5 protein-coding genes and 1 tRNA gene are annotated in these 16,843 nt (G+C 59.2%); 1 reads left to right on the forward strand and 5 read right to left on the reverse strand.

What is annotated here, in order from left to right; translation table 11 throughout:
* Positions 1-201: 201 nt before the first annotated feature.
* Together DTJ15_RS00850 and DTJ15_RS00855 are read right to left on the reverse strand one after the other, a co-directional pair.
* Positions 202-12,399 (reverse strand): autotransporter-associated beta strand repeat-containing protein, encoded by a 12,198-nt coding sequence (locus tag DTJ15_RS00850; RefSeq protein ID WP_249109209.1) that lies wholly within the window; start codon positions 12,397-12,399, stop codon positions 202-204.
* Between the two features lie 603 nt (positions 12,400-13,002).
* Entirely contained in the window at positions 13,003-13,932 is a 930-nt protein-coding gene (locus tag DTJ15_RS00855; RefSeq protein ID WP_081847776.1) for a LysR family transcriptional regulator, read from the reverse strand.
* A 70-nt stretch (positions 13,933-14,002) separates the two neighbouring features.
* Here DTJ15_RS00855 and DTJ15_RS00860 point away from each other — a divergent pair, with 70 nt between their 5' ends.
* Positions 14,003-15,640 (forward strand): alpha-keto acid decarboxylase family protein, encoded by a 1,638-nt coding sequence (locus DTJ15_RS00860; protein WP_248460322.1) that lies wholly within the window; start codon positions 14,003-14,005, stop codon positions 15,638-15,640.
* 128 nt (positions 15,641-15,768) lie between these two features.
* Here DTJ15_RS00860 and DTJ15_RS00865 read toward each other — a convergent pair.
* The 3 genes from DTJ15_RS00865 to DTJ15_RS00875 all read right to left on the reverse strand — a co-directional run bounded on the left by DTJ15_RS00865 (position 15,769) and on the right by DTJ15_RS00875 (position 16,818).
* Positions 15,769-15,844 (reverse strand) — tRNA-Glu (locus DTJ15_RS00865).
* Positions 15,845-15,984: 140 nt separating this feature from the next.
* Positions 15,985-16,365 (reverse strand): HIT domain-containing protein, encoded by a 381-nt coding sequence (locus tag DTJ15_RS00870; protein ID WP_043562011.1) that lies wholly within the window; start codon positions 16,363-16,365, stop codon positions 15,985-15,987.
* A 90-nt stretch (positions 16,366-16,455) separates the two neighbouring features.
* Complete coding sequence (locus DTJ15_RS00875) at positions 16,456-16,818, reverse strand: phosphoribosyl-ATP diphosphatase (protein ID WP_052349243.1); 363 nt, start codon at positions 16,816-16,818, stop codon at positions 16,456-16,458.
* Between the last annotated feature and the right edge of the window lie 25 nt (positions 16,819-16,843).

Genomic DNA, 16,843 nt, shown 5'->3' on the forward strand with positions numbered 1-16,843 from the left:
CCGTCTGAAGATAGGGGCTGTTCCCTTATCAGAGATTAAGCCAGTCCTTCATAATTACCTGCACAGGTCCAGTCTGTTACGGTCTGTTCTGTACTGTGGGCAGGCGTATCCCCAGGGGGCAGCTGGTAGGAGCCACACCCAACAAAAAGGGCGGACCATGGTGGTCCGCCCTTTTCTGTCTGCGATACCGGAGATACGGGATCAGAACTTCATCTTGAAGGTTCCCGTTGCACCGCTTTCGGTCGACTGGTTGCCGTACTGGCCAATGTAGGACAGATCCAGATCAATACGATCAGTCAGGCGGGCCGTCATGCCAGCATTCACGACAGCCGCATTGCTGGAGAGTAGAACACCGGCGACGTCCATGTCGCTGGTCCCGCCTGTCGTGGCAAAGGCCTCATGCTGGCGGGACCCCAGGCGACCGAAGCCATGGCGGTAGGCTGCCGTGAGGTGCGGCATGAAGATCGTCCGGCCGATATTCAGCGTCGTGGCGGCACGGAAACCGAAGGTTGAGAAGGTGACCCCTGTATCCGTCCCACGGCTGCGCAGGGCGGCCTCGTTGCCATGCTCACGATAGCTGTTGGTCTGCATGTTCACATACGCCACGTTCATGAACGGCTCGAAGACGCCGCGCCCGGTGCGCATCTTGTAGCCCAGTTCAGCGAATGTCTGTGCAGTTCCACCCAGATAGCCACTGCTGAGGCGTCCGCCATAATCACCAACGGCGACATGCCGACGGGTGTTGATGACATTCCAGCTATAGGCAGCGCCCAGCCGCAGGTTCAGGCGGCCCCAGTGTGTCCCGGCATAGGCCCCAACAGTGATGTTGTTGCTGTTGCCGGAGGAGGAGCGCCCCCGCTGGATGTTGAACTGGGAGTGACCATAGGACAGCAGCCCGCCGACACGCCAGTTGCTGCGGTTGATCGGCGCATCCGCCCCCATGATGAACCCGGCCGTGTTGTGGTGCATGAGGGCAGCATTGCCATCTCCGCTGTTATGGCCGAGGGCTCCGTAAGCCTGCCCCCACAGGACAGCATGGTCGGAATAGCAGGCGCCATTCTTTTTATGCGTCTTCAGGTCATAGAGGCTCTGGCCATTATGGCCATAATCGCAGTCGCTGTTTGCCAGACGGTCCATCACCGCATTGCGGATGTAGAAGCTGTCCTGAATCAGCGCCGTACGGATGGAGGCGTGCAGCTCACCGGAGAGATTGTCCAGCGCCCGCCGTGCCTGGTCCCGTGTCAGGCCTGTCATGGCCTGGCTGAGCGCCGAGCTGGGAGCGAGATGGTCCAGCCCCTGGCCGGTGGTAATCTGGTTGCGGGTTTCACCTACCGTGCTGAACGAGCTGGCATTGCGGCGCAGGACGATGTCAACAGCATCGGCACTGTAGGCAAAGGCTGGGTCCAGATAGGCATACTGGGGTGCCAGATTGCTCGACAGTTTTTCGTCAAACTGGCCGTTGACACCGCCGGATGCCGTCAGGACACGGTAAGCCTGCCCATATGTCAGGCCTGCGCCTGCATTCTTCAGCTGGAGGTCCAGAGTCCCGCCCTGCAGATAAGCCGTGCCCGTGACAGCCAGACGGTCGGAGGTGAGTTCATGGAACCCGTTGCCTTTTGCCGTGTCAATGGTCTGGCCCGTCGTATCGCTCGTCCCGCGGATCCGCAGGACAGAGCCCTTGGCCATGGTCAGGTTACCACTGACATGCAGGGTGGAGAGCGCATCAGAGCCGATCGCACCGGGGGCGACCGTAGCACCGGAGACAGCCTGGGTTGAGCCGACGGTGCCGGTACCACGCAGAGTTGCGCCATTGCCGACGGAAACCGGGCTGGAACCATTACGACCATCCACTTCCAGAGTTGCCTGGTTCTGGATCATCGTCGGGCCTGAATAGGTGCTGTCACCTGTCAGGATTTCCGTCCCGCCATCGATGGTCAGGCCACCATTGCCGGAAAGAGACCCGGCGTAGGTGTCACTGGCCTTTGTCAGGGTGAGCGTGCCATCCAGCGTGCCGTTGCCGTTTCCTGCGAGGGACCCGGCGGAGGCATTGTTGCTGGTGACGGTCAGGTTCTGGCCATCATGGGTGAGGGTACCGCCGATGGTGCTTCCATCGAGTGTCAGGGATCCGTTGCCCGTATTGGTGACAGCACCATCCGTTTTGTTGCCCCCGGCGAGGGTCATGACGCCGCTGTTTGTTGCGGAGGCCTGGGACCCGCCCGTGGCGCTGAAGGTGGCATTGGCAGCGTTTGTTACGGTCCCTGCGGATGTTCCGGCAAGGGCTGTCTGTCCACCATTGCTGCTGACGTCCCTGACGATGCTGTCATTCAGGGTGACGGTCCCCGCATTGGTAACGAGATTGGCCAGTCTGGCTCCGTTCGCCACCAGTGATCCATCATTGTTCGTGACCGTTCCGGTGACGGCTGAACCATCCTGGAGGGCGGAGTGGCCGTTGTTGACAAGTGCCCCGGAAAGGGAGCCTGTCAGGGTCAGGTCACCACTCTGCCCGACGGTTGTGTCGCCGGTATAGGCCTGATGGTTCGTGAGGGTTTCGGTCCCGCCATCGATGGTCAGGCCCCCCTTGCCGGAAAGAGACCCGGCGTAGGTGTCACTGGCCTTTGTCAGGATGAGCGTGCCATCCAGCGTGCCGTTGCCGTTTCCTGCGAGGGACCCGGCGGAGGCATTGTTGCTGGTGACGGTCAGGTTCTGGCCATCATGGGTGAGGGTACCGCCGATGGTGCTTCCATCGAGTGTCAGGGATCCGTTGCCCGTATTGGTGACAGCACCATCCGTTTTGTTGCCCCCGGCGAGGGTCATGACGCCGCTGTTTGTTGCGGAGGCCTGGGACCCGCCCGTGGCGCTGAAGGTGGCATTGGCAGCGTTTGTTACGGTCCCTGCGGATGTTCCGGCAAGGGCTGTCTGTCCACCATTGCTGCTGACGTCCCTGACGATGCTGTCATTCAGGGTGACGGTTCCCGCATTGGTAACGAGATTGGCCAGTCTGGCTCCGTTCGCCACCAGTGATCCATCATTGTTCGTGACCGTTCCGGTGACGGCTGAACCATCCTGGAGGGTGGAGTGGCCGCCATTGACAAGTGCCCCGGAAAGGGAGCCTGTCAGGGTCAGGTCACCACTCTGCCCGACGGTTGTGTCGCCGGTATAGGCCTGATGGTTCGTGAGGGTTTCTTTCCCCCCGTCAAGGGCCAGCCCGCCCTTGCCGGAGAGGATACCGTTATAGGTGTCACTGGCCTTTGTCAGGGTGAGCGTGCCATCCAGCGTGCCGTTGCTGTTTCCTGCGAGGGACCCGGCGGAGGCATTGTTGCTGGTGACGGTCAGGTTCTGGCCATCATGGGTGAGGGTACCGCCGATGGTGCTGTTGTCGAGTGTCAGGGACCCGTTGCCCGTATTGGTGACAGCACCATCCGTTTTGTTGCCCCCGGCGAGGGTCATGACGCCGCTGTTTGTTGCGGAGGCCTGAGACCCGCCCGTGGCGCTGAAGGTGGCATTGGCAGCGTTTGTTACGGTCCCTGCGGATGTTCCGGCAAGGGCTGTCTGTCCACCATTGCTGCTGACGTCCCTGACGATGCTGTCATTCAGGCTGACGGTCCCCGCATTGGTAACGAGATTGGCCAGTCTGGCTCCGTTTGCCACCAGTGATCCATCATTGTTCGTGACCGTTCCGGTGACGGCTGAACCATCCTGGAGGGCGGAGTGGCCGTCATTGTTGAGGGCCCCGGCGAGGGAGCCTGTCAGGGTGAGGCCTGCATCCTTTTTGACATCCGTGTCACCGGTATAGGCCTGATGGTTCGTGAGGGTTTCTTTCCCCCCGTCAAGGGTCAGCCCGCCCTTGCCGGAGAGGATACCGTTATAGGTGTCATTGGCCTTTGTCAGGGTGAGCGTGCCATCCAGCGTGCCGTTGCCGTTTCCTGCGAGGGACCCGGCGGAGGCATTGTTGCTGGTGACGGTCAGGTTCTGGCCATCATGGGTGAGGGTACCGCCGATGGTGCTTCCATTGAGTGTCAGGGACCCGTTGCCCGTATTGGTGACAGCACCATCCGTTTTGTTGCCCCCGGCGAGGGTCATGACGCCGCTGTTTGTTGCGGAGGCTTGGGACCCGCCCGTGGCGCTGAAGGTGGCATTGGCAGCGTTTGTTACGGTCCCTGCGGATGTTCCGGCAAGGGCTGTCTGTCCACCATTGCTGCTGACGTCCCTGACGATGCTGTCATTCAGGGTGACGGTCCCCGCATTGGTAACGAGATTGGCCAGTCTGGCTCCGTTCGCCACCAGTGATCCATCATTGTTCGTGACCGTTCCGGTGACGGCTGAACCATCCTGGAGGGCGGAGTGGCCGTTGTTGACAAGTGCCCCGGCGAGGGAGCCTGTCAGGGTCAGGTCACCACTCTGCCCGACGGTTGTGTCACCGGTATAGGCCTGATGGTTCGTGAGGGTTTCTTTCCCCCCGTCAAGGGCCAGCCCGCCCTTGCCGGAGAGGATACCGTTATAGGTGTCATTGGCATTGGTGAGATGCAGGGCACCATCCAGCGTGCCGTTGCTGTTTCCTGCGAGGGACCCAGCGGAGGCATTGTTGCTGGTGACGGTCAGGTTCTGGCCATCATGGGTGAGGGTACCGCCGATGGTGCTGTTGTCGAGTGTCAGGGACCCGTTGCCCGTATTGGTGACAGCACCATCCGTTTTGTTGCCCCCAGCGAGGGTCATGACGCCGCTGTTTGTTGCGGAGGCCTGAGACCCGCCCGTGGCGCTGAAGGTGGCATTGGCAGCGTTTGTGACATTGCCCGCCCGGCTGCTGCTGAGAGTTGCTGCACCATTGTTGGTGATGTCAGCCAGCGTGGCGCCATTGGAGACGTTCAGCGTCTTGTTGTTGATGGTGGTGTTCTTGACCTGCGCATTGGGTCCTGAGACCTGGGCATATTGGTCGTTGACCAGCCTTCCGGCGATGGACCCTGTCAGGTCCAGCCCGGCCCCTGCGGCACTGGTCACATGGGTGTCGCCGGTATAGCTGTTCTGGCCGCTGAGGGTTTCTGTTCCGCCAGCGATGGTCAGGCCCCCCTTGCCGGAGAGGGAGCCGGCATAGCCGTCCTGTGCGTTTGTGAGGGTGAGCGTGTCATTGAGGACGCCGGTGCTGTTTGTGCCGGAGAGAGTTCCGACCGTGGCCCCGCCATCCCCGATGGTGAACTGGCCCCCAGTGGCGGCAAGCTTGCCGGAGACATTGGTTCCCCTGTCGAGCAGCAGCTTCCCGGCTGTCGTGACATTGCTCAGCTGGGCATTGTGGGCTTCCAGCGACCCGGTGCTGGTGTTCGTGACCGTTCCGGTGACGGCTGAACCATCCTGGAGGGCGGAGTGGCCGTCATTGTTGAGGGCCCCGGCGAGGGAGCCTGTCAGGGTCAGGTCACCACTCTGCCCGACGGTTGTGTCACCGGTATAGGCCTGATGGTTCGTGAGGGTTTCTTTCCCCCCGTCAAGGGCCAGCCCGCCCTTGCCGGAGAGGATACCGTTATAGGTGTCATTGGCATTGGTGAGATGCAGGGCACCATCCAGCGTGCCGTTGCTGTTTCCTGCGAGGGACCCAGCGGAGGCATTGTTGCTGGTGACGGTCAGGTTCTGGCCATCATGGGTGAGGGTACCGCCGATGGTGCTTCCATCGAGTGTCAGGGACCCGTTGCCCGTATTGGTGACAGCACCATCCGTTTTGTTGCCCCCAGCGAGGGTCATGACGCCGCTGTTTGTTGCGGAGGCCTGAGACCCGCCCGTGGCGCTGAAGGTGGCATTGGCAGCGTTTGTGACATTGCCCGCCCGGCTGCTGCTGAGAGTTGCTGCACCATTGTTGGTGATGTCAGCCAGCGTGGCGCCATTGGAGACGTTCAGCGTCTTGTTGTTGATGGTGGTGTTCTTGACCTGCGCATTGGGTCCTGAGACCTGGGCATACTGGTCGTTGACCAGCCTTCCGGCGATGGACCCTGTCAGGTCCAGCCCGGCCCCTGCGGCACTGGTCACATGGGTGTCGCCGGTATAGCTGTTCTGGCCGCTGAGGGTTTCTGTTCCGCCAGCGATGGTCAGGCCCCCCTTGCCGGAGAGGATACCGTTATAGCCGTCCTGTGCGTTTGTGAGGGTGAGCGTGTCATTGAGGGCGCCGGTGCTGTTTGTGCCGGAGAGAGTTCCGACCGTGGCCCCGCCATCCCCGATGGTGAACTGGCCCCCAGTGGCGGCAAGCTTGCCGGAGACATTGGTTCCCCTGTCGAGCAGCAGCTTCCCGGCTGTCGTGACATTGCTCAGCTGGGCATTGTGGGCCTCCAGCGAGCCGGTGCTGGTGTTCGTGACCGTTCCGGTGACGGCTGAACCATCCTGGAGGGCGGAGTGGCCGTTGTTGACAAGTGCCCCGGAAAGGGAGCCTGTCAGGGTCAGGTCACCACTCTGCCCGACGGTTGTGTCGCCGGTATAGGCCTGATGGTTCGTGAGGGTTTCTTTCCCCCCGTCAAGGGCCAGCCCGCCCTTGCCGGAGAGGATACCGTTATAGGTGTCATTGGCATTGGTGAGATGCAGGGCACCATCCAGCGTGCCGTTGCCGTTTCCTGCGAGAGAACCGACAGAGGCGTTTTTGTCCGTGACGGTCAGGTTCTGGCCATCATGGGTGAGGGTACCGCCGATGGTGCTGTTGTCGAGTATCAGGGACCCGTTGCCAGTATTGGTGACGTTCCCTGAGGCCGTACTGAAGGCTCCCAGTGTCATGGAGCCCTGGTTGTCGGCAGAGCTGATCGTTCCGCTGTTCTGGAGGGTGAAGCTGGCTCCAGCAGCATTGATGACATGGCCAGCGGTAGTTCCGCTATCCAGCGTGGCTGTTCCGGCGTTGTTACTGACATCACCCAGCCTTGAGTTGTAGGTGGTGAGTGTGCCGGAATTCGTGGTCTGCCCGTTTACCGTGGTGTGGTCGAGTTTCATCGTGCCCGCATTGTCGGCGGAAGCGAGACTGTTGTTGACTGTCGTGCCGTCGGAATGCTGGCTCTGCTGGGTTGTGAAGGTGGCTCCCTTGGCGTTGGTGATGGCCCCTGCCGTCGTGCCGGTGAGGACCGTCTCCCCGGCATTGTTGTCAATGTCCTTGGTCTGGCTTTCATTCAGCGTGGTGGTGCCATCATTGTTGATGACCTTGCCCAGAATGGCATTTTGCGACGTGAAAAGGTGTGTATTGGTCGTCGTCCCGCCGATGCTGACTTGGCCTGCGGTGTTGGCATTGGGGTTGACGTAGGTATCACCCTCGTTTCTGAGGTCCCCGGTGATGCTGCCTTTCAGGGTGAAGGAGCTGTTCTGGCCGATATGGGTTTCACCTGTATAGGTGTTGTGGCCATTGAGATACTCACCCGTGCTCTGGATGTCGTTTTTGCCGCCCCCGAGGATGGTCAGGCCACCCGTGCCGGTGATGGTACCGTTATAGCCATCATGCCCACCGGTGAGTGTCAGGGTGTCATTGAGCGTGATTTTGGCGTCACTGTTCGTGCCTGCAAGCGATTCAGCACTGGCGCCGCCTTGACCGATGGTAATCTGGCCACCATCAGAAGCAAGGGTGTGGGCAATGGTTGTTCCCTGGTCGAGCAGCAGCGTCCCGGCCGTACTGGTATTTGTGGCAGCCCCCAAGGCAGCACCATGTGCTTCCAGAGAGCCCTGATTGGTGTTTGTGACCACTCCGTTGACAGCGGAACCGTTCTGGAGAGTGGAGTGGCCGCCATTGACAAGTGCCCCGGCAAGGGAGCCTGTCAGGGTCAGGTCACCACTCTGCCCGACGGTTGTGTCGCCGGTATAGGCCTGATGGTTCGTGAGGGTTTCTTTCCCCCCGTCAAGAGCCAGCCCGCCCTTGCCGGAGAGGATACCGTTATAGGTGTCATGGGCATTGGTGAGATGCAGGGCACCATCCAGCGTGCCGTTGCCGTTTCCTGCGAGAGAACCGACAGAGGCGTTTTTGTCCGTGACGGTCAGACTCTGGCCATTATGGGTAAGGGTACCGTCGATGGTGCTGTTGTCGAGCGTCAGGGACCCGTTGCCAGTATTGGTGACATCTCTTGAAACTGTACTGAAGGCCCCCAGTGTCATGGAGCCCTGGTTGTCGGCAGAGCGGATCGTTCCGCTGTTCTGGAGGGTGAAGCTGGCTCCAGCAGCATTGGTGACATGCCCGGCAGTGCTGTTGCCATCCAGCGTGGCTGTTCCGGCGTTGTTGCTGATGTCACCCAGTTTTGAGGCAGAGGTGGTGAGTGTGCCGGAATTCGTAGTCTGCCCGTTTACCGTGGTGCGGTCGAGTGTTGTTGTGCCGGCCTCGTTGGTAAGGTCCTGCGTGGTGCTCTGATGCAGGGTTGTGGTGCCACTCTTGTTGCTGACATTGCCCAGGATGGCACTCTGTGCGGTGAGCTGGTTCGTGTTGGTTGTTTTCCCGCCGACACTGGCCTTGCCTGCCGTTGTTGCGTTGGGGTTGATGTAGGTCTGCCCATCGTTGTTGAGGTCCCCGGCGATGCTTCCCTGCAGGGTGAGGTTGGCATTGGGGCCGACATGGGTTTCACCTTTATAGGTGTTCTGGCCGTTGAGATATTCGCCACTTCCCCCGGTGATGTTCAGGCCACCATTGCCGGAGAGGGTGCCGTTATAGCCGTCATGACCATTGGTGATGGTCAGGGTGTCATTGAGGGTACCCGTGCTTTTACTGCTGCCAGAGAGAGAGCCGACACTGGCCCCACCTTCACCAATGGTGAACTGGCCATCAGAAGCAGCCAGCGTGCCAGAGGCGGTTGTCCCCTTGTCGAGCAGGATCTGCCCGGCCGTACTGCCGTTGGTGATGTCCGCCAGTTTTGCGTCATGTGCCGTCAGCGTGCCGCCATGGTCGTTCGTTACTGTCTTCGTTATCTCGGCACCGTTCTGGAGAACGGACGTGCCGTTATTGAACAGCTGGCTGTCGAGCTTTCCGCCATCCAAGGTCAGGCCTGCCTGCTGGGCGACGACCGTATCACCTGTGTAGGTATTCTGCCCGGTGAGTGTTTTTTCCCCGGCAAGGATTTTCAGGCCGCCGGTTCCAGAGATGACACCATCATAGCTGTGCTGTGAATCAGCCTGCGTCAGGGACAGGGAGTGGTCACCAAGAGCCACATCACCGCCACCCCGGATGTCGGTCAGATTCTGGTCATTGGCGGACTGGCTGATGTCCAGCTTTGCCCCCTTGTTGACATCAACAAAGGAGGAGTTGGTAATGGTACCCTGGCCAGCGAGGGCAAGGGTACCGTTGTTGACGGTCGTGGAGCCGGTGTAGCTGTTGTTGCCTGTCAGTGTCTGGGTACCCGTTCCCGTTTTGACAACGGATCCCTTGTGGTTGCCAGCATCCCATATGATGGCGGAAAGAGTGTCGTCCTTGTTGAGGGCACCGACTGTCAGTGTCTGGTCGCCCAGAGACACGTTGCCATTGCCGGACAGGGAGCCGATGGACACACCATTGGTCGCTTTCGTGATATCAACAGTGGCCCCATCGCTGTTGTTCTGGACTGTGGCCTGGTCTGCTGTTGCATTGTCCGCAAAGAACACATGCCCGGCATTGCTGATGGTGGATTGAGAGGCCGAGCTGTCGTTCCTGAAGGTGACGCTGGCGTTGTTCGTGTTCGTGATGTTGGCCGTGTCGGCAACGCTCCTGTTGTTGAAATACAGGGCGCTGTTGTCATTGATGACGACATTGCGGTTGCCCATGGAGGCAGATTTGTCCTGCCCGCCATTCATGTTGACGATGGCCCCTGCCGTGATGTTCAGGTCGCCACCTTTTGTTGTGCTGTCAGAGGTGCCAAATGGAGTTTTGTCATTGGCATTGACAACGACATTGGACCCACCAATACCCCAGTTGCCCTGGATGTCCGTCCTGCCCAGATAGGTGTTGTCGGCATTGAGGTTGAGCACCGGCACAGTGCCGCTCTGGGGGCCGCCAGCATTCTGCAGGGCCGTGCTGAGCCCGGAATTGTCCGTGGTGCTCCTGATGGCTATGTTGGCCCCCCGGGGACCAACGATGGAGCCATTGTTGTCGTAAGTATGACCATTGAGGTCAATGGTGGCGCCGTTATATCCCAGAACAGTATTGCGGTTGGCGTTGGTGGCGAGGTCCTGGCCGATCCGCAGCGTCCCCCCGCTGATGCCCAGAGTGCCGTTCTGGGCGCCCAGGCTAGCATCGGAGGTGATTTCCAGCACACCATTGGTGATGACGGTTCCGCCATTGTAGCTGTTGTTGCCGTCCAGAACGAGCGTACCCGTATCCGTCTTTACGAGGGTCGTCGGGTTGCTGGGATCATCCTTGATGGGTGTCTTGATGATGGCAAGGTTGGTGTCACCATAGCCTGAACCATCTCCCACACGGATTGTGGAGACAAGTCCTGACTTGTTGACCAGGGTACCGTTGTTCTGCTCGTACTGCTTGATGTCAGCATCAGTCTGGGTGCCAGACTGGCCTGTGCTGTCGGTGATGTAGAAATACCGGTTGAGCTTGTCCGGGTGCTCCTTGTCCGTATAGCGGTTGCCATACAGTGTGATGGAGCTGTTTCCATCCTTGGGGATGACGGAATAGGAGGACGGGCGGGCATTCTGGCTGAACTGCATGCCAGCCACATCGACATTGCCATCCACCGTCACGTTCTGGGCAGCGTTTTTGCCCTGCTGGATGGCATCATCGGAAGGCTGGCCAAAAATGGCGTATTCCTTGCCCTGCCAGGCGGAACTCTGGCTGCCGTTGGCCGTGGTCCAGTTGGTGGCGCTGTTTGCCCCCTGGGACCAGGTACCATCGCCTGCCCGTATCTGGCCATCAGCAGTTGTCTTGCTGCCATTCCAGAACGCCAGATTGTCCCCGGCATTGGCCGTGACCAGATTGACCTGATGGTTGCCTGTCTGAAGGTAGCTCGTACCCTTGGTGTCTGGTGACAGGAAGGGCTTGCCAGTCTCATCCCCCGTGAACTGATATACATTCAGGGTTGGATTGCTGGTTGTCAGCTGCTTTGCGTAGCGGAAGAGAGTCTGGACACCGGAGCCCTGCTGTGAGGAGAGGTCAACCGCCTTGACTGTTCCGCCCAGATCCAGGTTGCCACCGACAGAGATGGATCCATTGGAAAGTCTGCTGGAGCCATTGTCCTGGAGACCGCTGAAATCGGATGTGCCCCGGGTTGTGAGATCATTGCCGATGGACAGGGTCTGCCGGTAGGCAGCAGGCGTGCCGGGGTTGATGCTCCCACCCTGTTCGATTGTTGTCGTGCTGCCTGAGGAACCGATGGTGCCCGTGCCATCCAGCTTGCCGCCGTTGCTGACAGTGACCTGCGGCGTACCGGTGACAGCACCGTACACATGCAGCGAGCTGCCATTGTTGACGGTCGTGCTGCCTGTGTAGTCGAACTGCTTGCTGCCATACATGTCAACGATACTGGCATTGGCGACGAGGCTGGTATTGCCGGTGATGGTGCCGTTGAAGCCCTGTTTCTGACCCGAAACATTTAGGGTTGCTCCATCCCCCTTGAAGGTCGCTCCATTTGTATCATTGGAGCCACTGTTGGTGATGTTGAGCGTGTTGCTGCCCAGATTGACGACAGCGCCATTGTTGCCCCACATGATGGACTGGACATCAACCGGGTGTGAGGCCTGCGAAATGTCAAAGGTTGAAGGGCCGGAAACATCCCGGTTGTTCAGCTGGACACGGGTGTTGGCGAGGTTGCCATTGCCCGTCAGGGCAAGGGTGGCCCCGTTGTTGATGCTGGTATCACCGCTGTAGGTCTGGGCATTTGTCAGGGTCTTGGACCCACCGTCAACGGTCAGGCCGCCCGTCCCGGAGATGACGCCGTCATAGGGGCTGCCAGCCTTGGCTGATGAGAGGGTGAGTCCGTTCTGGCCGAGAGTGACATTGCCTGCACCGGACAGGTCCTGCACCGTGACGTTGGAGCTGCTCCTGCTGATGTCGAACGTGGTGTTCTTGCCCACGGTGACACCGCTGGAATTGGCGATGCTGCCATTGCCGGAGAGAGCCAGCGTCCCCTGTGTGATGTCTGTTGTTCCGGTATAGCTGTTGGCGGCGGAAAGGACAGTCGTCCCCGCACCAGCCTGCTCTACGGAGAGGGGGGTGTTTCCTTTACCATCCGTAATGGTGTCTGTGACTGTATCAGTCTCTCCAGCAGCAGGGGAAAAGGTGCGGACAGTACCGCCTTGCTGGGACTGTGCCGTATCATCCGAACGTGCAGGTGTGCTGATGATGGAGAAGGACGATACGCTTGCCAGAAGCAGCGCAATCCTGGCCGATACCTTCATGGAAGAAGATGCCTTCCGCCCATAGGCTGGCACCTGTTCTGAGGGGGCCAGTGTGACAGATGTCGTTTTCCCGTACGAAAAGTTGAGGTCTGTCATTGTGATCGCACCTTCCTGTAGATGTTGCACACGCTGCTCTGTCCGTCTGATGAGATGTACGGACGGGACGTACAGATCATGACTGAAATAGACTGGGTTTACTCTTGCTTAAGGAACAGTTCAAAGAAATTTAAGATACATTTTTGTTAAATCCAAACAACTTGTTGGGATAAGTAATTTTATAGTGGATGCAATATGTGGTTGTAGTGAAGAAGTTTTTGTAAAATTAGCATTGAAGAGAATATATACATCGCCAATTGAAAATTTTATTTGATATTTATCCTTCATAAAGTCTGCATGAATGGTTTTCCATGGATATTTTTCGTTATTTGTAAGGAGTATCGAGCAGAGCGACCCGGCACTCGGCCTCATGGGTTCTTTTGTGCGTTTTTCCACGGAGACTCCATCATTCTACAGAGATAGTATTCTGATACCAGCAGGAAGGCAGTCAGAGACCATGTCGACTGCAGGTTGTGATGTAGGTGGAATGTTTGTCTTTTTCATGGCTTTTATAAACCATGCGTTGGAAAATTGTCCTTGTGCCGGGGAGAGCCGAATGGAGGCCGGGGCATGTTGGTGCTTGCAGGCGTCTCGGGCAGGGGGTCAGGGCAAGCTGGTCTGCAACCAGGCTTCTTCGGCTTTGTTCAGGGGGCTGTTGCGGCGGACAGCGAGTGAAATGGTGATGCGGATGGTCGGGTCCTGCAACGGGCAGCAGTACAGCCCGTCATTCTGGGCCGGATTGTGGAAGGCCGCCGGAATGATGGTGACGCCGACACCCGCCTGAACCATGGTCAGCAGGAGGGTTGTGTCACCCGTGCGCCCGGTGACATGGGGTGCGGCCCCGTGACTGGCAAAGGCCTCCGAGATGAAACGGTTTATCTTGAAGTTCTCATTCATGAGGACGATCTTCTCATCCAGAATGTCCGTGAAGGAGCAGCTCTCCCGGCCTGCGAGCCGGTGTGAGTCGGCCATCAGCAGGCAGAGTTCTGCCTCTGCAAAGGGGATGGTGCGTAGCTGCCTGTTCTGGACAGGCCCTATGAGGGCGGCGATGTTCGTGTGATGGCCGAGAAGCTGGGCCACCAGCCTGTCGGAGGGATGTTCCTCGATGTTCAGCACGACATCGGGATAGAGGCTGCAGAACTGCCGGATGATGGGACGGAAATAGATCGCCCCCAATATGGGTGGGAGTGCCAGATGGACCGTCCCCTTCAGGGGGCCTGAATCATCCGCCATCGCCCGGTGAAGATTCTGTTCGGCCTCAAGTAGACGTTCAGCATGAAGAAAGAAGGTCTTGCCCTTTTCCGTCAGGGTGATGGTCTTGTGGGATCGCTCGAAAAGGCGGACGTCCAGTTTGTTTTCCAGAGAGCGTATGCCCATGCTCAGGGAAGGCTGGCTGATGTGCAGCTGGTCACTCGCACGGCTGAAGCTGCCCTGTGTGGCAACGGCCATGAAGTAGTGGAGTTCCCGGAGGGTCAGTTGGGGGTATGGCATAGGGAAAAGGCTATAGTCTGTATAGAAATATAATATTATCATATTGAAGATGGGCTGGATAGGCTTTCCTCAGAGGCACGGACTGACGTGCCAATGATGAAAGGAACGTACGATGGCAAAGGTTGTCGATTATCTTCTGGACCAGCTCTCCCGGCTGGGTGTGGAGCATGTCTTCGGTGTCCCGGGTGACTATGCCTTCCCGATCAATGACGCCATCACGGCCAGGGCGGACATGCGCTGGATTGGGTGCTCCAATGAACTGAATGCCGCCTATGCGGCCGATGGCTACGCCCGCATACGGGGGATTGCGGCCCTGAACACGACCTATGGCGTTGGCGAGCTGAGTGCCATGAACGGCGTTGCCGGGGCATATGCGGAGCATCTGCCGGTCATCCATCTGGTTGGCCTGCCCAAGCGGGCCGTGCTGGATGAAAAGCGGCTTGTGCATCATACCCTGGGCAACGGGCAGACCACGGCCTTTTATGATGCTGCCGGTCATGTCGTCTGTGCCCGTACCATTCTGGATGGCCAGAACTGCGTGCAGGAGCTGGAACGTGTTCTGGCCACGCTGCGCCGGGAGCGGCGGCCGGTCTATATTGGCATCCCGTTCGATGCAGCTCATGATGATGTGGTCATGCCTGATGGTGACATGGCCCTTCCGGAAGTGCGGAGCGGGAAACAGGCCGCCATCGTGGCACGGCGCATCATGGCCGAGCTGGAGCGCAGCACGTCTCCCTGTGTCCTGCCGGGTATCCTGACGGCCCGGTTTGGCTGCCGGGAGGCGATGAGACGGTTCCTCAGCCGGTCCGGTCTGCCCCATGCCACCATGTTCATGGACAAGGGCGTGGTGGATGAACAGGCTGAAGGGTTTGTGGGGATGTATGGCGGGCATCTCGTGCAGGAAGATGTCGCCGACTTTGTGGAGCAGGCCGATCTCGTCCTGACGCTGGGTGCTGAAATGACGGATTTCAACACCGGGCTTTTCACCCAGAAGCTGGACCCGGAGCGCATCATCAGTGTCATGGCGCATGAGGTGCGCTTTGGTGATGGTGCCGTTCATGCCGTTGATCTGGCCGATGTGATCGAAGCCTTGGCCGATCTGGCCGATACCGTATCCTGCCCCGCCGGTCCCGGCTATCTGGGGATGGAACTGCCCCCTCGGCAGGCTGACGAAGGGGATGATGGGGTGATCAGAACCCATACCTTCTATGCCGCCATACGGGATCATCTCCGGGCCGGGGATATCGTCGTGAGTGAGACGGGGACGGTCGCCATGGGCATGGGCTTCATCCGTCTGCCTGAAGGGGTCGACTATGAGGAGCAGAGCCTGTGGGGGTCCATCGGCTGGGCCACGCCGGCGGCGTTCGGCATGGCCATCGCAGCCCCTCACAAGCGGATCATCCTGCTGACCGGTGAAGGGTCACATCAGCTGACGGTACAGGCTCTCGGTGAGTTTGCCCGTTTTGACTGTCATCCGCTCATCCTTGTCCTGAACAATGATGGCTATCTGATCGAGCGTCTGCTCTGTGATGACGGGGAACGTTATTACAATGACATTGCCAGCTGGGATTACACGGCTCTGGCCCGTGGGTTCGGCGGCAAGGACTGGCAGTGCGAGCGCATCAGCACACCCAGGGCTCTGCGTCAGGCTTTGGACGCCGTCAGGCCGGGGCAGGGTACCTATCTGGAGGTCGCCGCACCACGTTATGATGCTCCCGTCATGGCCGAGGCTCTGGGCGAGATGCAGTAAGGTCTCGTTCTGAAACCGGGTGGGCAGGCGCACTCCGTGTCTGCCCACCAAGGGGAAGAATGGTACGTCAGGATGATGTCCAAGAGATGCCTGTCAGGCCAGATTGTTCAGAGTTTTCATGAAATGTCTGGCGTCCCGTACGGGATTCGAACCCGTGTTGCCGCCGTGAGAGGGCGGTGTCCTAGGCCTCTAGACGAACGGGACTAAAGGCGTGAGCCCTCTCTAGAGGGAACGGCGGGGAAGTGCAAGAGGGAAAGATACCTTTTGTAAAAAAAGGTTTTCCAACCAGTCCCGAAAGGGGGGGAAGCCGCCCAGAGGCGGCTTTCCCGGATGGGGCGGTGCCGTTACTGGTCAGCCGCCAGGATGGGGCCGAGCGGGCGCCCACCCAGAAGATGGACGTGGAAGTGCGGCACTTCCTGTCCACTGTCACGACCCACATTGCTGATGAGGCGGAACCCGCTGGGGATGAGGGACTGCTCGGCGGAAATTTTGTCCACCAGTTTCCAGAAATCCAGAATCTCTTCATCGCTGGCACGGGAGATGAAGTCGTGCAGGTCCGTGTAGGCGCCACGGGGGATCACCAGAACATGGATCGGGGCGAGGGGAGAGATGTCGTAGAAAGCGAAAGAATGTTTGCTGTCGCAGACACGTTCAGCGGGAATCTCTCCCCGCAGTATCTTGGCGAAGACATTGTTGGGATCGTAAGCGGGGGTAGCGGTCGGCATAAGATGGGTTCCTCCTCTTCCTCCATGATTGGGGAGTGAGGTGGGGGGAAGTCAAGGGAGGGGGAGGCAACCCACCTATGAGCCGTGCCTTCAGAAGGCCGGTTTCGGCCGGGAGGCTTTTTCCTCGATGCCGCTCGTGCCTTCACGGCGTTCCAGCTCGGCCCAGACATCCGCCGGATCAATGCCCGCATCAACCCACATCACGATCAGATGATAGAGGACATCCGCACTTTCGCTGATGAGGCCCTGCCTGTCGCCCTTGATGGCCTCAATGACACATTCGACGGCTTCTTCGCCAAATTTCTGGGCAATCTTGCTCCGCCCCCGGGCCATGAGACGGGCCGAATGGCTGACGGATGGTGAGGCTCCCTTGCGGGCCAGAACCGTATGGTAAAGTCGTTCCAGAACCTCTTTGCGGCCTGTCTCACGGGAGGGGGTATTATTCTGGGCCATATGTTTCCTGTCCTTTGTCATGCCA

Source organism: Parasaccharibacter sp. TMW 2.1891, assembly GCF_023337675.1.
Classification (GTDB): Bacteria; Pseudomonadota; Alphaproteobacteria; order Acetobacterales; family Acetobacteraceae; genus Bombella; species Bombella apis.